The sequence below is a fragment of the Prauserella oleivorans genome (genome assembly GCF_042685745.1).
Classification (GTDB): domain Bacteria; phylum Actinomycetota; class Actinomycetes; order Mycobacteriales; family Pseudonocardiaceae; genus Prauserella_A; species Prauserella_A oleivorans.
Genome location: NZ_JBHUNT010000001.1, coordinates 2,099,731 through 2,116,597 on the forward strand (window position 1 = coordinate 2,099,731; position 16,867 = coordinate 2,116,597).

General features: G+C 72.1%; 14 protein-coding genes. 12 read left to right on the forward strand and 2 right to left on the reverse strand.

The features are described 5' to 3' along the window. The first annotated feature begins 61 nt into the window (after window positions 1–61). On the forward strand, window positions 62–661 hold the full coding sequence (locus ACFSZT_RS10435; protein ID WP_377389865.1) for a TetR family transcriptional regulator: 600 nt from the start codon (window positions 62–64) through the stop codon (window positions 659–661). A 4-nt stretch (window positions 662–665) separates the two neighbouring features. Here the strand turns inward: ACFSZT_RS10435 and ACFSZT_RS10440 are convergent, their stop codons facing one another. Further along, window positions 666–1,910 (reverse strand): PQQ-dependent sugar dehydrogenase, encoded by a 1,245-nt coding sequence (locus ACFSZT_RS10440; RefSeq protein WP_377389744.1) that lies wholly within the window; start codon window positions 1,908–1,910, stop codon window positions 666–668. A gap of 129 nt (window positions 1,911–2,039) precedes the next feature. Between ACFSZT_RS10440 and mfd the strand changes: the two genes are divergently transcribed. The 4 genes from mfd (at window position 2,040) to ACFSZT_RS10460 (ending at window position 8,470) form a co-directional block, all read left to right on the forward strand. Beyond that, on the forward strand, window positions 2,040–5,633 hold the full coding sequence (gene mfd, locus ACFSZT_RS10445) for a transcription-repair coupling factor (protein WP_377389746.1): 3,594 nt from the start codon (window positions 2,040–2,042) through the stop codon (window positions 5,631–5,633). Window positions 5,634–5,726: 93 nt separating this feature from the next. Next, complete coding sequence (locus ACFSZT_RS10450) at window positions 5,727–6,665, forward strand: hypothetical protein (RefSeq protein WP_377389748.1); 939 nt, start codon at window positions 5,727–5,729, stop codon at window positions 6,663–6,665. Next, window positions 6,662–7,627, forward strand: a complete 966-nt coding sequence (locus ACFSZT_RS10455) for a MazG family protein (RefSeq protein WP_377389750.1) — start codon at window positions 6,662–6,664, stop codon at window positions 7,625–7,627. The genes ACFSZT_RS10450 and ACFSZT_RS10455 overlap by 4 nt, the downstream gene beginning before the upstream one ends. Window positions 7,628–7,636: 9 nt before the next feature. After that, window positions 7,637–8,470, forward strand: a complete 834-nt coding sequence (locus tag ACFSZT_RS10460; protein WP_377389753.1) for a murein transglycosylase — start codon at window positions 7,637–7,639, stop codon at window positions 8,468–8,470. 4 nt (window positions 8,471–8,474) lie between these two features. On the opposite strand, the gene ACFSZT_RS10465 is transcribed toward ACFSZT_RS10460, so the two are convergent. Further along, window positions 8,475–8,888 (reverse strand): tetratricopeptide repeat protein, encoded by a 414-nt coding sequence (locus ACFSZT_RS10465; RefSeq protein ID WP_377389755.1) that lies wholly within the window; start codon window positions 8,886–8,888, stop codon window positions 8,475–8,477. Between the two features lie 132 nt (window positions 8,889–9,020). Between ACFSZT_RS10465 and ACFSZT_RS10470 the strand changes: the two genes are divergently transcribed. The 7 genes from ACFSZT_RS10470 to ACFSZT_RS10500 all read left to right on the forward strand — a co-directional run bounded on the left by ACFSZT_RS10470 (window position 9,021) and on the right by ACFSZT_RS10500 (window position 16,688). After that, a complete protein-coding gene (locus tag ACFSZT_RS10470; protein ID WP_377389757.1) occupies window positions 9,021–9,479 on the forward strand; it encodes a VOC family protein in 459 nt (152 codons plus the stop codon). A 101-nt stretch (window positions 9,480–9,580) separates the two neighbouring features. Next, window positions 9,581–10,867 carry a phosphopyruvate hydratase gene (gene eno, locus ACFSZT_RS10475; protein ID WP_377389759.1) on the forward strand — a complete coding sequence of 429 codons (1,287 nt, stop codon included), beginning with the start codon at window positions 9,581–9,583 and terminating at the stop codon, window positions 10,865–10,867. 8 nt (window positions 10,868–10,875) lie between these two features. Next, entirely contained in the window at window positions 10,876–11,412 is a 537-nt protein-coding gene (locus ACFSZT_RS10480) for an FtsB family cell division protein (RefSeq protein ID WP_377389761.1), read from the forward strand. Beyond that, window positions 11,405–11,932, forward strand: a complete 528-nt coding sequence (locus tag ACFSZT_RS10485; protein WP_377389763.1) for a DUF501 domain-containing protein — start codon at window positions 11,405–11,407, stop codon at window positions 11,930–11,932. Before ACFSZT_RS10480 ends, ACFSZT_RS10485 begins: the two co-directional genes overlap by 8 nt. Window positions 11,933–12,082: 150 nt before the next feature. Continuing rightward, the gene (locus ACFSZT_RS10490) at window positions 12,083–13,771 is read left to right on the forward strand and encodes a lytic murein transglycosylase (RefSeq protein ID WP_377389765.1); all 1,689 of its coding nucleotides are present in this window, start codon (window positions 12,083–12,085) and stop codon (window positions 13,769–13,771) included. A gap of 151 nt (window positions 13,772–13,922) precedes the next feature. Next, window positions 13,923–14,876, forward strand: a complete 954-nt coding sequence (locus tag ACFSZT_RS10495) for a Ppx/GppA phosphatase family protein (RefSeq protein ID WP_377389767.1) — start codon at window positions 13,923–13,925, stop codon at window positions 14,874–14,876. Window positions 14,877–14,957: 81 nt separating this feature from the next. Continuing rightward, on the forward strand, window positions 14,958–16,688 hold the full coding sequence (locus tag ACFSZT_RS10500; protein ID WP_377389769.1) for a S8 family serine peptidase: 1,731 nt from the start codon (window positions 14,958–14,960) through the stop codon (window positions 16,686–16,688). Window positions 16,689–16,867 lie beyond the last annotated feature (179 nt).

Sequence of the window (16,867 nt, forward strand, 5' to 3'; positions counted from 1 at the left end):
GAAGCGAGAAGCGGCCACCGCCGGGGCGCGCCCGAACGCCCCGGCGGTGCCCCGCGTGCGCATGACGGGAACCGAGCGCAGGCAGCAGCTGCTCAACGTGGCCCGCGCGTTGTTCGCCGAGAAGGGCTTCGACGGCACGTCCATCGAGGAGATCGCCCGGCGCGCGAGCGTCTCCAAGCCCGTCGTCTACGAACACTTCGGCGGTAAGGAAGGCATCTACGCCGTCGTCGTCGACCGGGAGGCGCAGAGCCTGCTCGACCGAATGGTGTCCACTTTGCACGGTGGACATCCGCGCGCGATGCTGGAGCAGGCTGCGGTGGCGCTGCTGAGCTACGTCGAGGACTCGCAGGACGGATTCCGGATCTTGGTCCGCGACTCACCGGTCGCCAGCGCCACCGGGACGTTCTCCACCCTGCTCAACGACATCGCCAGCCAGGTCGAGCACATCCTCGGCCAGGAGTTCTCCGCCCGCGGCTACGACGACAAGTACTCCGCGCTCTACGCGCAGGCGCTGGTCGGCATGGTCGCGCTCACCGGGCAGTGGTGGCTCGATGCGCGCAAGCCCAAACGCGACGAGGTCGCCGCCCACCTGGTGAATCTGGCGTGGAACGGCCTGTCGCATCTGGAACACAAGCCGAGGCTGCGGCTCACCGAGACCTGAGCCCTCACGACCCGGCGAGCGTGACGCGCAGCAGCTTGTCGTCGTCGCCTTCGGACGTGGTGATGTAAAGCGCGCCGTCCGGCCCGCTGCGCACCCCGCGCAACCTGCCGTAGGTGTCGTTCAGCTCGGTCGGCAGGTGCAGGTTCGTCACCTCGGTGCCGGCGTCGTTCAACTGGAACAGCAGCACCTTCTGGCCACGCAACGCCACCACGGCGAGGCTGCCGTTCAGCTCACCCCACCGCTCGCCGGTGAGAAACGCCGCGCCCGACGGTGCCTCGGTCGACGTCTCGCCGGACGTCCACAACGGCGGCACGGCGTCGGGGAAGCGCTCGCGGTCGGTCATCGGGACGTCCTCGTCGTAGAAGTCGACCGTGCCGCCCTGCGAGGGGTCCCAGCCGTAGTTGGCGCCGGGGCGGATGCGGTTCATCTCGTCGAACCCCGTGGGGCCGTGCTCGGAGGCGAACACCTGACCCGACCCCGGCCGCACCGCGACGCCCTGGACGTTGCGGTGGCCGTAGGTGTAGATACGCCGCTCGTTCGCATCCCGCGACGAGGCGAACGGGTTGTCCGGCAGTCCCTCGCCCGTGCGCAGGTCGATGCGCAGCACCTTGCCGCCGAGGTTGCGCCGGTCCTGCGGGATCGCCGGATCGTCCGCGGTGTCGCCGGTGCCGACGAGCAGCGCACCGTCGGCGGCGATGGTGGGCCTGCAGCCCGAGTGCCGTCCGCTGTCGTTGACCGGCAGCCCGGTAAGCAGATCGCGCACGCGGGTGGCCGCGCGCGCGTCCTCGGAGAGCCGCCAGGTGACGAGCCGGACGTCGATCGCGTCGCCGTTGTCCTGGTGGGTCTGGCAGGTGGTGAACTCCCGGGTGCGCTCGAAGTCAGGGTGCACGACCAGCCCCATCAGGCCGCCCTCGCCCTCGACGTGGACGTCGTCGAGGTCGGCGGAGATCTCGGTGACGGTGCCCGCGTCGACGAGCTTGAACCGGGCCGGTCGCTCGGTGACCAGCATCCGGCCGTCGGGCAGGAACCCGATGTCCCAGCCGTGCTCGAGCCCGCCCGCCACCTCCTCCACGCGCAGTGCCGTGCCGGTGGGCGCCGCCGCCCCCGACGTGGGCGAGGCCGTGGTGGTGGCGGCGGTGGTGCGGGCAGGCTCGGCCGGCTGTTGCTGCTGCGCCGGTTGTTCACCCGTGCACGCGGTGACGAGTGCGAGCAGTGCCAGCGAGACGACGGCCGGTGTTCGCGGACGCATGCGCCCAGTCTGCCGTGCCGCGGGTTCCGTCGCTGGTTGTCGGCGCGGCTGCGTACTCTGGAGGTGAGCGCCCCTGCATTGCCTCGTCCCAGGCAGGGGTCTGTTCTCGTGTGAGGGGATTTCGTGGTCGTGTCCAACCCGTCCGACGAAAACAACGCTGCCCAGTTGTCCGGGCTGCTCGCCACCGTCCTTGCGGACCCCGCCCTGCGCGGTGTGCTCGAGCGCGCTGGCGCGCCGTTGCTGGATCTCGACGGCGCGCCGGCCACCCGCCAGCTCGTGATCGCGGCACTCGCTGCCGAGAACGGAGCGGGCAGGCCCGTGCTGGCCGTGACGGCGACCGGCCGCGAGGCCGAGGAGCTGACGAGCGCGCTCGGCAGCCTGCTCGGCGAGGACGTCGTCGCCGACTTCCCGTCGTGGGAAACCCTGCCGCACGAGCGGCTCTCACCAAGGGCGGACACGATCGGCAAGCGGCTCGCGGTGCTGCACCGGCTCGCCCAACCAGGGCACGGCGGCCTGCGGGTGGTCGTGGCGACCGTGCGCAGCCTCATCCAGCCGATGGCGCCGCGGCTCGGCGACCTGGCACCGGTGGAGCTGCGGGTCGGCGAGGAGCAGGACTTCGAGGGCGTCCTCGACCGGCTCGTCGAGCTCGCGTACACGCGGGTGGACATGGTCGAGAAGCGCGGTGAGTTCGCGGTCCGTGGTGGCATCCTGGATGTCTTCTCGCCCACCGACGAGCACCCGCACCGCGTCGAGTTCTGGGGCGACGAGGTCAGCGAGATCCGCGCATTCGCCGTGTCCGACCAGCGCTCGCTGCCGGGCGAGGTGTCCGAAGTGGTCGCGCCGCCGTGCCGGGAGCTGCTGCTCACCCCTGAGGTCAAGGCGCGCGCGGCGGAGCTGGCCGAGACTCACGCGGCGGACGCCCACCTCGCCGAGATGCTCACCAAGCTCGCCGACGGCATCCCGTGCGAGGGCATGGAAGCGCTCATCCCGGTGCTGTGCGAGGGCGAGCTCGAGCTCCTCACCGACGCGATGCCCGAGGGCACGCACGTGGTCCTCACCGATCCGGAGAAGATCCGCGCCCGCGCGGCCGACCTCGTGCGCACCGGGCAGGAGTTCCTCGAGGCGTCCTGGATGAGCGCGGCGGGGGGAGGAGCGGCGCCCATCGACCTCGGGGCGTCGGCCTACCGCGGGCTCGCCGAGGTACGCACGCACGCCACCGACACCGGCCGCGCGTGGTGGACCCTCTCGCAGCTGACCAGCGAGGCCGACGTCTACCACGTCGCCATCGATGCCGCCCCCGCCTACCGCGGGGAGCTCGACCGCGTCAGCACCGACCTGCGGGCCCACACCGCCGCGGGCGGGGCGGCGGTCGTCGTCGTGGCCGGTACGGGGACGGCGCAACGGGCCGTCGAACAGCTCTCCGGCGCCGATGTACCCGCCACCCTGGCCGACGCGCTGCGCGAGCCGCCGAAGCCGGGCGTCGTGACGGTGACGTGCGGGGCCGTCACCGAGGGGTTCGTCGCCCCGGAGTGCGCGCTCGTCGTGCTCAGCGAGTCCGACATCACCGGGCGCGGGGCGAGCCTCACCCGCTCCGGGCGGGATCTGAACACGAAGATGCCGTCGCGGCGGCGCAACGCCGTCGACCCGCTGGCGCTCAAGGCCGGCGACTACGTGGTGCACGACCAGCACGGCATCGGCCGGTTCGTCGAGATGGTGCAGCGCACCGTCGGTGGCGCCACGCGGGAGTACCTGGTCCTCGAGTACGCGCCGTCCAAGCGCGGCCACCCCGGCGACCGGCTGTTCGTGCCCAGTGACCAGCTCGACGAGGTGTCGCGCTACGTCGGTGGCGAGCTGCCGACGCTGAACAAGCTGGGCGGCTCGGACTGGAAGAACACGAAGGCCAAGGCACGCAAGGCGGTCAAGGAGATCGCCGCAGAGCTCGTGCAGCTCTACGCCGCGCGGCAGGCCGCGCCCGGGTACGCCTTCGGCCCGGACACGCCGTGGCAGCGGGAACTCGAGGACGCCTTCCCATTCGTGGAAACCAACGACCAGCTCGCGGCCATCGACGAGGTCAAGGCCGACATGGAACGCAGCGTGCCGATGGACCGGGTCATCTGCGGTGACGTCGGCTACGGCAAGACAGAGATCGCGGTGCGCGCGGCGTTCAAGGCCGTGCAGGACGGCAAGCAGGTGGTGGTGCTCGTGCCGACGACGCTGCTGGCCCAGCAGCACCTCAACACGTTCACCGAGCGGATGCGCTCCTTCCCGGTGACCATCCGCGGGCTGTCCCGGTTCACCGAGCCGCACGAGGCGGAGAAGACGCTCGAGGGCCTGGCGAACGGCGAGATCGACATCGTCATCGGAACCCACCGGCTGTTGCAGACCGGAGTCCGCTACAAGGACCTCGGCCTCGTGATCGTCGACGAGGAGCAGCGGTTCGGCGTCGAGCACAAGGAGCACATCAAGGCGCTGCGGACGCACGTCGACGTGCTCACGATGTCGGCCACCCCGATCCCGCGCACGCTCGAGATGAGCATGGCGGGCATCCGCGAGATGTCGACCATCCTGACCCCGCCCGAGGACCGGCACCCGATCCTCACCTACGTCGGCGCGTACGACGACAAGCAGGTGGCCGCCGCCATCCGCCGCGAGCTGTTGCGCGACGGCCAGGTGTTCTACGTGCACAACCGGGTGTCGTCGATCGAGAAGGCGGCGCGGCGAATCCGGGAACTCGTGCCGGAGGCTCGCGTCGTCACCGCCCACGGCCAGATGAACGAGCACAAGCTCGAACAGATCATCCAGGGTTTCTGGGAGCGCGAGTTCGACGTGCTGGTGTGCACCACCATCGTCGAGACCGGGCTCGACATCTCCAACGCCAACACGCTCATCGTGGAGCGCGGTGACCTGCTCGGGCTGGCCCAGCTGCACCAGCTGCGGGGCCGGGTCGGCCGCGGCCGCGAACGCGGGTACGCCTACTTCCTGTACCCGCCGGACAAGCCGCTCACCGAGACCGCGCACGACCGGCTGGCCACCATCGCGCAGAACACCGAGCTGGGCGCGGGCATGGCGGTGGCCATGAAGGACCTGGAGATCCGTGGCGCCGGCAACATCCTGGGCGCGGAGCAGTCCGGCCACATCGCGGGCGTCGGCTTCGATCTCTACGTCCGGCTCGTCGGCGAGGCGGTCGACGTGTTCCGCCGCAGTGCGGGCGCGGAGCCGGTCGAGGAGGAGGCCCCGGCCGAGGTTCGCGTGGACCTGCCCGTCGACGCGCACATCCCGCACGACTACGTGCCGGGCGAGCGGTTGCGGCTGGAGGCGTACCGCAAGATCGCCGCGGCGGCCGATCAGTCCGAGTTGGACGGCGTCCTCGACGAGCTCGTCGACCGGTACGGTCAGCCGCCCGAGCCCGTGCGCAGGCTGCTCGCCGTGGCGGCGTTCCGGCAGGTGTGCCGCAGGGCAGGCGTCACCGAGGTCACCGTGCAGGGCAACACCATCCGGTTCACGCCGCTGCCACTGGCCGACTCGCAGCTCGTGCGGCTCAGGCGGCTGTACCCGAAGGCGGTGTACAAGGCGGTGACGCACACCGTGTCGGTGCCGAAGCCGACCGAGGGCCCGGCGGGCGGCCGCATCGGCGCGCCCCCGCTGCGGGACGAGGCGCTGCTCGACTGGTGCACCAACCTGCTGACGGCGATGACGAAGCAGCCCGCCGCCGCCGGCGCGTAGCCGGCGTCAGGCCCGGCATGAGGCCCCAGTGCCGCGTGCGCGCTTGCGATCCGCACCCGGTCGTGTGAGAGGGTACGGCCTGTGATCCGGATCATGAGACGCGCTGCCACGCTGTCCGTCGCTCTGGTCGCCGGCCTGGTGCTCGCCGGGTGCGGGTCCGGACCGAGTCAGGTCACCTCGGCCGCGATCGTCGGGGACCGTTCGGTGCCGCTGGACGACGTTCAGCAGGAGATCCGGTGGCTGCTCGACAACGTGCCGCAGGCCGAGCAGGCCAAGCAGCAGCGCAAGCTCGACCTGCAGGCGCGCGAGGTGGTGCGCAGCCGCGTCGCCCACGAGCTCACCGCGATCGCCGCCGAGCGCGAGGGGCTGCGGGCCGATCCGGCGCAGGTGACGGAGTTGGTCGAGACCAGTGGCGGCGCCGAGGCGATCGCGCGGTCGGTGGGCGTCGAGCCGGGGCGCGTGCGCGAGATCGCGACCGACCAGATCCTGCTGCAGCAGCTCGCGCAGCGCTACCTCGACCGGCTGACGGTCAGCCTGATCGGCACCACGATCGTCACCGAGAGTGCCGGGTCCACCGCGAAGGAGCAGGCGATGGAGCTCGGCAGGCGCATCGCGGAGCAGCCGGGCCAGGTGCGCCGGATCGTCCGGCAGAGCGGGCACGAGGTGCTCGACGCCGACCTGCCGCTCGCAGACGTCATCCAGACGCAACCGGAGGTCGCCGCGAGCGCGATCTTCGGCGCCGCGGAGGGCACCGTGCTGGTGATCCAGCCCAGCAGGCAGCAGACCGGCTGGCTGGTGGCTCTCGTCGAGGACCGCCGCGTGGCGGCCCGGGGTGACCGGTCGGCCGCGACCAGGACGAGTCCGGAGTACCTGTACTTCACCGGACTGCGGTTGCTGCAGCCGATCGCGGAGGAGGTCGGGGTCCGCATCAACCCGCGATACGGCGTGTGGGACGAGACCGCGCTGGCCCCGGCGGCCAACGAGGACGAGGTGTCGGGCTACCAGTTGCGGTCCCGTACCGTGCAGCCATGACCTGGCGATCCGCGACGGTGGTGCTCTGTTCCCCGGCACTGCCGGAGGTACTTCCCGCCGCGGCACTGGGTGTGCTGCGTGCGGCCGAACACGTCTACGCCGCGGCCGAGCTCTCCGAAGGCATGCGGGCCTCGCTCGAGGCGAAGCCGGCCCCGGCTCCGGAGGAGCTGACCACGCAGAGCGGTGTCGTGCTCGTCGCCATGAACGCGGACGACCCGGGTGCGGCGGCGTTGATCGAGGCGGGCGCGACCGTCGTCGACACGCCGGTGCCGCCGCTGCTGCGCGCCGCCGAGGTGATGGACCGCCTCCGCTCGCCCGGCGGCTGCCCGTGGGACGCCGCGCAGACGCACGAGTCGCTGCGCCAGTATCTCGTCGAGGAGACCTACGAACTGCTCGAGGCGATCGAGGAGGGCGACCGCGCGGCGCTGCGGGAGGAGCTGGGCGACGTGCTGCTGCAGGTGCTCTTCCACGCCCGCGTGGCCGCCGAGCACTCCACCGACGCGTTCGACATCGACGAGGTGGCCGACCGGCTCGTGACGAAGCTCGTCGGCAGGCACCCGCACGTGTTCACGGGCGCAGACCGCGTCGAGACCGCCGAGCACCAGCAGCTGCGCTGGGAGGAGCTCAAGCAGGCCGAGAAGCAACGTGAGTCCATCATGGACGGTGTGGCGCTGGGGCAGCCCGCCGCGGCACTGGCGGGCAAGCTCGGCCAGCGCACGGGCCGCTCCGGGGTGCCGTTCGACCTGTTCCCCGCGGGCGACGACGAGGGCTCCAGGCTGTTCCGCATCGCCGCGGCCGCGCGCCGGGCGGGCATCGATCCGGAGGGCGAGCTGCGGGCGGTCGCGAAGGCGTTCGCCCACCAGGTCCGCGCCGCCGAACGGGCGGCGCGGGACGCCGGCTGGAACCCGGCGGACCTCGATGCCGACGGATGGCGGCGATTCTGGCCGGGGCACCCCGCGTAACCTGGGCGGGTGAGCGAACCCACCTCGCGCCGCACGCCACGCGTACGGGCAGGGCGTCGTCCGCCACCGGTGCACCCCGCGCTCGCGCGGATCGCACTCACGCTCGCGCTCGTCGGGACCGGCCTGATCCTCGTCCTCACCATCGGTGTTCACCGCGACGACGAGGAGCGCCCCGAGACCGAGGTCCCCGTCCCGGATCAGCGGCCGCGCTCGCACCAGACCGTTCCCAGTCCCGCGCTCGCCGCGCCCGTCGACCGGCCGAGAGCCTCCGACCAGGAGGAACTCGAGGCCTGGGCGCGGCAGGTCGCCGACGCGACCGGGGTGCCCGCCCGGGTGGCGGCCGCCTACGGTCGCGCCGAGATGTGGCTGGCCGGCGAGCAGCCGGGATGCAACCTGTCGTGGGCCACGCTGGCCGGCATCGGCCGGATCGAGTCGCGGCACGGCGAGCTCGGTGGCGGCATCGGCGACGACGGGCTGCCCGGCACGTCCATCATCGGCGTGCCGCTGGACGGCTCACCAGGTGTACGGGCGATCCCCGACACCGACCGCGGCCGCCTCGACGGCGACACCCGCTGGGACCGGGCGGTCGGCCCGATGCAGTTCCTGCCCGGCACGTGGCAGCGCTGGGCCGCCAGGTCGGTCAGGGACGGCAACGGGCCCGACCCGCAGAACATCGACGACGCCGCGCTGGCGGCCGCGCGCTTCCTGTGTTCCGGCGGCCGCGATCTCTCCACCCCGCAGGGCTGGTGGGACGCCGTGCTCGCCTACAACAACTCGGTCGACTACGCCCAGGACGTGTTCAGCGGCGCCGACGCCTACGCCACCGCGACCCCGCGGCAGTGAGCCGTCAGGGATTGCCGAGCGCGAGCCGGGCGGAGACCTCTCCGATGGCGTCCTGGTATTCCGGCACCGGGTTCATGGCCGATGCCATCCGCAGTTGCGCGAGCGCCTCGACCAACCGGCCGAGGCGCTGCAGGGTCCTGCCGAGGACGAACCGGGCGTAGTGATCGGAAGGATCCAGTTCGATCACCCGGCTCAGCGCCCGTTCAGCACGGTTGAGCTGGGCGGAGTGGAAGTACGCGCGACCGGCCAGCAGCTGCACGCTCGGCTTGTCCGGCTCGGCGTCCAGCACCGGCTCCAGCGCCTTCAGCGCAGCGAGCGGCCGCCGCCGGACCAGTGCCTCGGCCTGACGGAACGCCTGAAACCGCACCTCGCCCGGTACAGACTGGGCCGGCCTCGGTAATGGCTTCTCGTCATCCATGATTCTGTCGACGGTACCTGCGGCGACGACGATTCTCGACCCACGCGGACCGACGCGGAGACCATGATCGACCGGCCGGAGCAACCGGGGGTCCCGGGCGCGGCGATCTTCCATATGGTGGACTAGCCCGTCATGAGCGACGAAGACCCGAGGTACCTCGGCCTCGCGCCGTACCTGTACTACACCGATGCCACCGAGGCGCTGGAGTGGCTGACCCGCGTGTTCGGGTTCGAGGAGAAGGTGCGCTACGTCGACGCGGCAGGCGAGGTCTTCCAGGCCACCGTCACCGCCGGTGACGCCGAGATTCACCTGACCGGCGTCGGGGCCGACTACTGGACCGGCAAAGGCGTCGACGGTCCGGTCGGCCAGCTCAACGTCGTGTACGTCGACGACGTGGACGCGCAGTACGAGCGGGTCTGCGAGGCCGTCGGCGACACCGTCGAGGTGACGCGTCCGCAGGACCAGCCGTACGGCGCGCGCCTGTTCACGGTCCAAGACATCGGCGGCAACAGCTGGGCGTTCTGGCAGCGGGTTTCCGACACCGTGGAGCTGCCGACCGGCTGGCAGGAGATCCGTCCCGAGCAGGAGTGACGCGCGGCGCACTGCCCTGAGTGCGTGCCTCCACCGGGTGACCGGCGCGGGCGTCTACGCTGGGTGCCATCGTCGCTGGCACAACCGGGTGAGGAGCAAGTGTGGCGGTTATCGAGCAGGTAGGCGCGCGCGAGATTCTGGACTCTCGTGGCAACCCGACGGTCGAGGTGGAGGTGGCTCTGGACGACGGCACGCTGGCGCGGGCCGCGGTCCCGTCGGGTGCGTCCACCGGTGAGCACGAGGCCGTGGAGTTGCGGGACGGTGACGCGAACCGCTACGGCGGCAAGGGCGTCGAGCGCGCGGTCTCGGCGGTGCTCGACGAGATCGGCCCTGATCTCGTCGGCGTGGACGCCGTCGACCAGCGCATCGTCGACCAGAAGCTGCTGGACCTCGACGGCACGCCGGACAAGTCCCGCCTGGGCGCCAACGCCATTCTTGGCGTCTCGCTGGCCGTCGCGAAGGCGGCGGCGGACTCCGCAGAGCTGGAGCTGTTCCGCTACCTCGGCGGGCCGAACGCGCACGTGCTGCCCGTGCCGATGCTGAACATCCTCAACGGCGGCGCGCACGCGGACACCGACGTCGACATCCAGGAGTTCATGATCGCTCCGATCGGCGCCGAGTCGTTCCGCGAGGCGCTGCGCTGGGGCGCGGAGACCTACCACTCGCTGAAGTCGGTGCTGAAGGGTCGCGGGCTCTCCACCGGTCTCGGTGACGAGGGTGGTTTCGCGCCGAGCCTGTCGAACAACCGTGAGGCGCTCGACATCATCGTCACGGCGATCGAGAAGGCCGGCTACCAGCCGGGCCGCGACATCGCGCTGGCGCTCGACGTGGCGGCGACCGAGTTCTTCGACGACGGCGCCTACACCTTCGAGGGGTCCAAGCGCAGCGCCGAGCACCTGATCGGCTACTACACCGAGCTGGCGGACGCCTACCCGCTGGTGTCCATCGAGGACCCGCTGTCCGAGGACGACTGGGACGGCTGGGTGCGGCTCACCGCCGAGCTCGGCGAGAAGCTGCAGCTGGTGGGCGACGACCTTTTCGTCACCAACCCCGACCGGCTCGAGGAGGGCATCGCCCGCCGCGCCGCGAACGCGCTGCTGGTGAAGGTCAATCAGATCGGCACGCTGTCGGAGACGCTCGACGCGGTCACGCTGGCCACGTCGTACGGCTACAAGTGCATGATGAGCCACCGTTCCGGCGAGACCGAGGACACGACGATCGCCGACCTGGCGGTGGCCACCGGTGTCGGCCAGATCAAGACCGGTGCGCCTGCGCGCAGCGAGCGCGTGGCCAAGTACAACCAGCTGCTGCGCATCGAGGAGACCCTCGGCGACGCCGCCCGCTACGCGGGTGACCTGGCCTTCCCGCGGTTCACTCCGGAGAGCTGACGAGACCGGTGGCCGAACGGGGCAGAGCACGTGGCAGGCGCAGCGGGGGACGGGCTCGCGGCTCGTCCCCCCGCGGCCTGCGCTCGCCGCGGCCGACGCGGCGGGGCGACCGCAGGTGGCGGCTGCGCCGTGGCCTGACGGTCACCCGTGCCTCCGGCGCGGCCAAGGTGCTGGGGATGTCCACGACCCGGCGGGCGGCGGTGGTGGCGATCGTGGTGTGTGCGCTCGCCTTCACCATCGCCGTCCCGCTGCGGACGTACCTGTCGCAGCGCGCCGAGGTCGCCGAGGAGGAGGCGCGGCAGGCAGAACTGCGGCAGGAGGTCGGCAGGCTGGAGGACCGCAAGGCCGAGCTGTCCGACCCCGCGCAGGTGGAGGCCGAGGCGCGGCGCAGGCTGCGGTACGTGATGCCCGGCGAGACGCCGTACATGGTGCAGCTGCCGGAGGACAAGGCCGCCGCGGAGCGGCCCGAGGAGAACCAGAGCTCGGTGCGTCGCGGGGGCACCTGGTACGAGACGTTGTGGGATGGCGTGACCAAGGGTGAATAGGACCGAGTTCGAGCCCGTGACCGACGCGGACCGGGAGATCATCGCCCGTCAGCTGGGCAGGCCGCCGCGGGCGCTGCGGGCCGTCGCGGCGCGTTGCCCGAGCGGGCACCCCAGTGTGGTGCAGACCAATCCTCGGCTCGAGGACGGTACGCCGTTTCCGACGCTGTACTACCTGACCTGCCCGAACCTGACCTCGCTGGTGGGCAGGCTCGAGGCATCGGGGCTCATGCGCGAGATGACCGAGCGGCTCGGCCGGGATCCCGAGCTGGCGGCGGCGTACCGGCGTGCGCACGAGTCCTACCTGGCGCAGCGCGACGCCATCGAGCCGCTCGGCCACCAGGTCACCGCGGGCGGCATGCCGGGGCGGGTCAAGTGCCTGCACGTCCATCTCGCGCACACGCTGGCCTGCGGGCCGGGCGTGAACCCCTTCGGCGACGAGACGCTGGAGCTCCTCCGGGAAGGCGGCTGGCCCTCCGGGGAGTGCAGTCCGTTACCTCGAGTGGAGCAACCTGCCGAGTAGTTTTCCCTTTCGTGTGAGGCCCGCGTCACGGCCGGGCAATCTGTGCGACGTAGGACGTAGGGGCGTCGCCGGCACGCGAGGAGGGGGCGAGGCGTGGTCGAACCGCGAAGGTCCACCGGCCGCCGATTCGGGTTACGGCACAAGCTTTTCGTGACCGCGGTGGCCGGCTCGCTGGCCGTGGTGCCGGCCGTCGTGCTGCGCAACGACGACTCCGCGGGAAATGAGACCACCCGGTCCGCGCACGACGTGCCGCTGGGCGGCACCAATCCGCGAGGCCCCGACCGGATCTCCGTGGACGGCAGCCTGCCCGAGCCACCCGACCCGGAGGACCTGGGCGTCGTCACCGATCCGCCCGAGCCGGGGCCGTTGGGCATTCCGGCCACCGCGCTGGCCGCCTACCGCAACGCCGCCCGAATCGTGGGCGCGGAGTTCCCCGGTTGCAACATCGACTGGGCCTTGATCGCGAGCATCGGCCGGACCGAGTCGAATCACGCGCGCGGCGGTTACGTCGACGCCGAGGGCGATACGCTGGAGCCGATTCTCGGTCCGGTGCTCAACGGCTCGGGCAACGTCGCGGCGATCCTCGACACCGACGGCGGCCGGCTCGACGGCGACATCGGCTGGGACCGCGCCGTCGGGCCGACGCAGTTCATCCCGGCCACGTGGGCGCGCCACGGCGCCGACGGCAACGGCGACGGCAGGCGCGACCCGGACAATCTGTTCGACGCGACCGTCGCCACGGCGCGGTACCTGTGCTCGGGCGGGCTGGACCTCGCCAACGGCGACCAGCTGCGGGCGGCCCTCTACCGCTACAACAACTCCCGGTCCTACGTCGAGACGGTGATCCGCTGGGCGGAGGCCTACCGCGACGGCGTGCTGCCGCAGCCGGACAGCGACGTTCCGCTCGGCGTGCCGTCCGTGCCGACCCGGGAGGCGCCGTCCCCGGTGCCGCCGCCGAGCAGGCCGGCCCCTGTTCCGCCCGGCACGCCGCCTCCGGTCCTCGCGCTGCCGCGCCCGCCGGCCGGGACCCTGCCGGGTGATGACGGGCTCGGCCGGGCACCTGGCATGTCGCGGCCCGGTGGTACGCAGCCTGGGGTGACGCCGCCTGGGGCCACGCCGCCTGGGGTGACGCCGCCTGGGGCCACGCCGCCCGGGGTGACGCGGCCTGGGGGCACGCCGCCGGAGATCGCACCCCCGGGTACGACTTCACCGGGGACCACCCCGTCGGAGACGTCGCCATCCGGCACGACGCCGCCGGAGACGACGCCGCCTGTGCCCACGCCCCCGACCACACCGCCTGGCACGTCTCCGCCTGGTACCACTCCGCCGGGGACGACACCGCCTGGCACTACGCCGCCGGGCACCCAACCGCCGGGCACCCAACCGCCGGGCACTACGCCGCCGGGCACCCAACCGCCGGGCACCACGCCGCCGGGCGAACAACCGCCCAGCAGTCAGCCGCCTGGAGCCACGCCGCCCGGTACCCAACCACCCGGCACGACCCAGCCACCCGGCAGCAGGCCACCCGGTAGCCAGCCGCCGGGGACGACACCGCCGCCGGGCACGACGGATCCCCCCGAGCCGCCGGAGTGTGAGACGCCGACCCCGGAGACCCCGGCGCCACCGAACACGCCGCAACCCGTGCCGCCGCAACCGGCACCCCCGAAGCCTCCACCACCGGACGTGGCCAGGCCGACGCAACCGGTCCCGGCGGATGACGCACGCCCACCCGGGTGCGAACCGGAGGAGCCCATCGAACCGGCGTCCGCGCCGCACGCGCCGGCCGCAAGTCCGGCGAGCGTGCCGGGCGTCATCACGGCCACCCGGAACATCCGTTAGACCGGCGGCCCGGCGGCCCGACGACCTTCGCGAATGGCGCACACGGCGACGGGAGCGGCAGACACGGCGACGGGAGCGCCAGACACCGGCACGAAACCGCCGCACCTACCGCCCGGGCGGGGACGCGCCACATGGCGGTTAGGCTCGGGTCATGCCCCGGGTAGCCGCCATCGACTGTGGAACCAACTCGATCCGCCTGCTCGTCGCGGAGCTGACGCACCGGCACGACGGCAGCGTCGACCTACGTGACCTCCATCGCGAGATGCGGGTCGTCCGGCTCGGTCAGGGCGTCGACGCGACCGGCAGGCTCGCGCCCGAGGCGCTGGACCGCACCCGCGAGGCCCTCGCCGCGTACACCATCGCGGCGCGCCGCAAGGGCGTCGAGAAAGTCCGCATGGTCGCCACGTCGGCCACCCGCGACGCGAGCAACCGCGACGACTTCTTCGCCATGACGCGCGAGGTGCTGGGCGTCGAGGCCGAGGTCATCACCGGCGACGAGGAGGCCCGGCTGTCGTTCACCGGCGCGGTGGGGGAGCAGGACCCCGAGGACGGTCCTTTCCTCGTCGTCGACGTCGGCGGCGGGTCGACGGAGCTCGTCCTCGGCACGTGGGACGGTCAGCGGGCCGAGGTGCTCGCCGCGAAGTCGGTGGACATCGGGTGCGTGCGGATCACCGAGCGCGCGCTCGCGGGCGACCCGCCGACCGCTGACGAGGTGGCGGCGGCTCGCGCCCTCGCGGCCGAGGTGCTGGCCGGCGCGTTCGACGTGGTGGACGTGGCGAAGGCGAAGACGTGGATCGGCGTCGCCGGGACCGTGACCACGCTCTCGGCCGTTTCGCAGGAGCTGCCGGAGTACGACTCGGAGCGCACGCACCTGTCCCGGCTCTCGCACGCCGAGATCGACCGGATCGCCGGCGAGCTGCTCGCGGCCGACCACGCCGCACGCGCCGCGAACCCCGTGATCCACCCCGGGCGGGTGGACGTGATCGGCGGTGGAGCGCTGATCGTGCGGGTGCTCGCCGAGGAGCTGGCTCGCCGTGGTGGTCCGGACGAGCTCGTGGTGAGCGAGCACGACATTCTCGACGGCATCGCCCTGTCCCTCGCCTGATCCGACTTTCGTAGGATCTTGCTGCGTAGGCGTCATCGGAACGCATAGGTTCTTCTCACTCTTGTCCGAGGAGGAAACCGAGTGAGAAGACCCAAGCTTCTGGCCGCTGCGCTCGCAGTGCCGCTGCTCGGCGGCATCGTGGCCGTGGTGGCGCCCACCGCCACCGCCCAGCCCCAGCTGTCCGGCCCGGCCACCGAATACACCGTCCTGGCCGCCGAGGGACAGAGCGTCGGAGAGGCGGCTCGCGCCGTCCGGGACGCGGGCGGCACGGTGGTGCGGACCAATCAGGCCGTCGGCCTCATCACCGCGACCGCGCCGGCGAACGGGTTTACCGAGCGGGTCGCCACGAGTGACGCGGTGCTGTCCGCGGCGGAGGCCCGCCCCATCGGCAGCGCCCCGAAGCGGGCGCGCGCCGCCTCTCCGGACGAGCGGATCGAGCGGGAGAACCGCTATGTCGCGCGTACCGCACGCGGAAAGGGCAAGCAGCCCGGCCCGGCCGGCACCGACCCGCTCGACGACAAACTCTGGGGGCTCAAGTCCGTCCGGTCGGACCTCGCGCGCACCGTGCAGCCCGGCGACGAGCGGGTGAAGGTCGGCGTCATCGACACCGGTGTCGACGGCACGCACCCCGACATCGCCCCCAACTTCGACGCGCGCGCCTCCCGCAACTTCGTGCGCGACATCCCTGCCGACCCGAACGGCAACGAGGTCGACGGGCCGTGCGAGTTCCGAGGCTGCATCGACCCCGTCGACCACGACGGCAACGGGCACGGCACCCACGTCGCGGGCACGATCGCGGCCGCGGCCGACGGCACCGGCATCTCCGGGGTCGCGCCCAACGTCACGCTGGTCAATCTGCGCGCGGGCCAGGACTCCGGCTACTTCTTCCTGCAGTCGGTGGTCGACGCCATCACCTATGCCGGCGACGCGGGCATCGACGTCATCAACATGTCGTTCTACGTCGACCCGTGGCTGTACAACTGTGTGGCCAACCCGGCCGACTCGCCCGAGCAGCAGGCCGCGCAGCGGCTGACGATCGAGGCCGTGACGCGGGCGCTGAACTACGCGCACCGCAAAGGCGTCACACAGGTGGTGGCCCTCGGCAACCAGCACACCGATCTCGGCGCGCCCCAGCCCGACACCGGCAGCCCCAACTACCCGGCGGGCTCCGAGCACGACCGCGACATCGACAACGCCGGCTGCTTCTCGCTGCCGACCGAGGGTGAGCACGTGATCTCGGTGTCGGCGTTCGGGCCGTCCCAGGCGAAGGCCGACTTCTCCAACTACGGCACCGAGCAGATCTCGGTGTCCGCTCCGGGCGGGTACTTCCGCGACTACTTCGGCACCGACCGGTTCCAGGCCAACGAGAACATGATTCTGTCGGCCTACCCGCGCAACGTCGCCCTCGCGGAGGGCACCATCGACGCCCACGGCAACATCACTCCGCTCGGCCGGGAACTCGGCGTCACCAAGGCCACGGCCGCCGACGGCACGGTGGGGTACTACCAGTACCTGCAGGGCACGTCGATGGCGTCGCCGCACGCGGCCGGAGTCGCGGCACTGATCGTCTCGGAGTACGGCTCGAACAAGCGCGGCGAGTTCGGCATGGATCCGGACGCCGTCGAGCGCGTGCTGCTCGGTACCGCGGCGCAGATCCCGTGCCCGGTGCCGAACACGGTCGACTACCTCGACGAGGGGCGGGACGAGTCGTTCACGGCGACCTGCACCGGAACGCCCGCGTTCAACGGGTTCTACGGGCACGGCGCGGTCGACGCCTACGCCGCCGTGCGGCATGGAGCCGAGCACCTGTGATGCGGCTCGTGGCCCCGTCCCGACCGGAGGCGGGGCCACGGTCGCGGTGCCGGTGGGCCTGAGCTTGCGGCCGACGGCCCCATGGATGATCCGCTCCATCTCGGCGAGGGTCACCGGTCCGTCCGGCCACCACTCCGCGGTCCGCACGAGACCCGGCTCGGACCGATCCGGGCACGGGG

Coding starts and splice junctions, on each gene's coding strand:
- ACFSZT_RS10495 (WP_377389767.1), top strand. CDS start 13,923: ATGCCCCGGGTAGCCGCCATCGACTGTGGAACCAACTCGATCCGCCTG.
- ACFSZT_RS10465 (WP_377389755.1), bottom strand. CDS start 8,888: ATGGATGACGAGAAGCCATTACCGAGGCCGGCCCAGTCTGTACCGGGC.
- ACFSZT_RS10470 (WP_377389757.1), top strand. CDS start 9,021: ATGAGCGACGAAGACCCGAGGTACCTCGGCCTCGCGCCGTACCTGTAC.
- ACFSZT_RS10435 (WP_377389865.1), top strand. CDS start 62: ATGACGGGAACCGAGCGCAGGCAGCAGCTGCTCAACGTGGCCCGCGCG.
- ACFSZT_RS10455 (WP_377389750.1), top strand. CDS start 6,662: ATGACCTGGCGATCCGCGACGGTGGTGCTCTGTTCCCCGGCACTGCCG.
- ACFSZT_RS10450 (WP_377389748.1), top strand. CDS start 5,727: ATGAGACGCGCTGCCACGCTGTCCGTCGCTCTGGTCGCCGGCCTGGTG.
- ACFSZT_RS10440 (WP_377389744.1), bottom strand. CDS start 1,910: ATGCGTCCGCGAACACCGGCCGTCGTCTCGCTGGCACTGCTCGCACTC.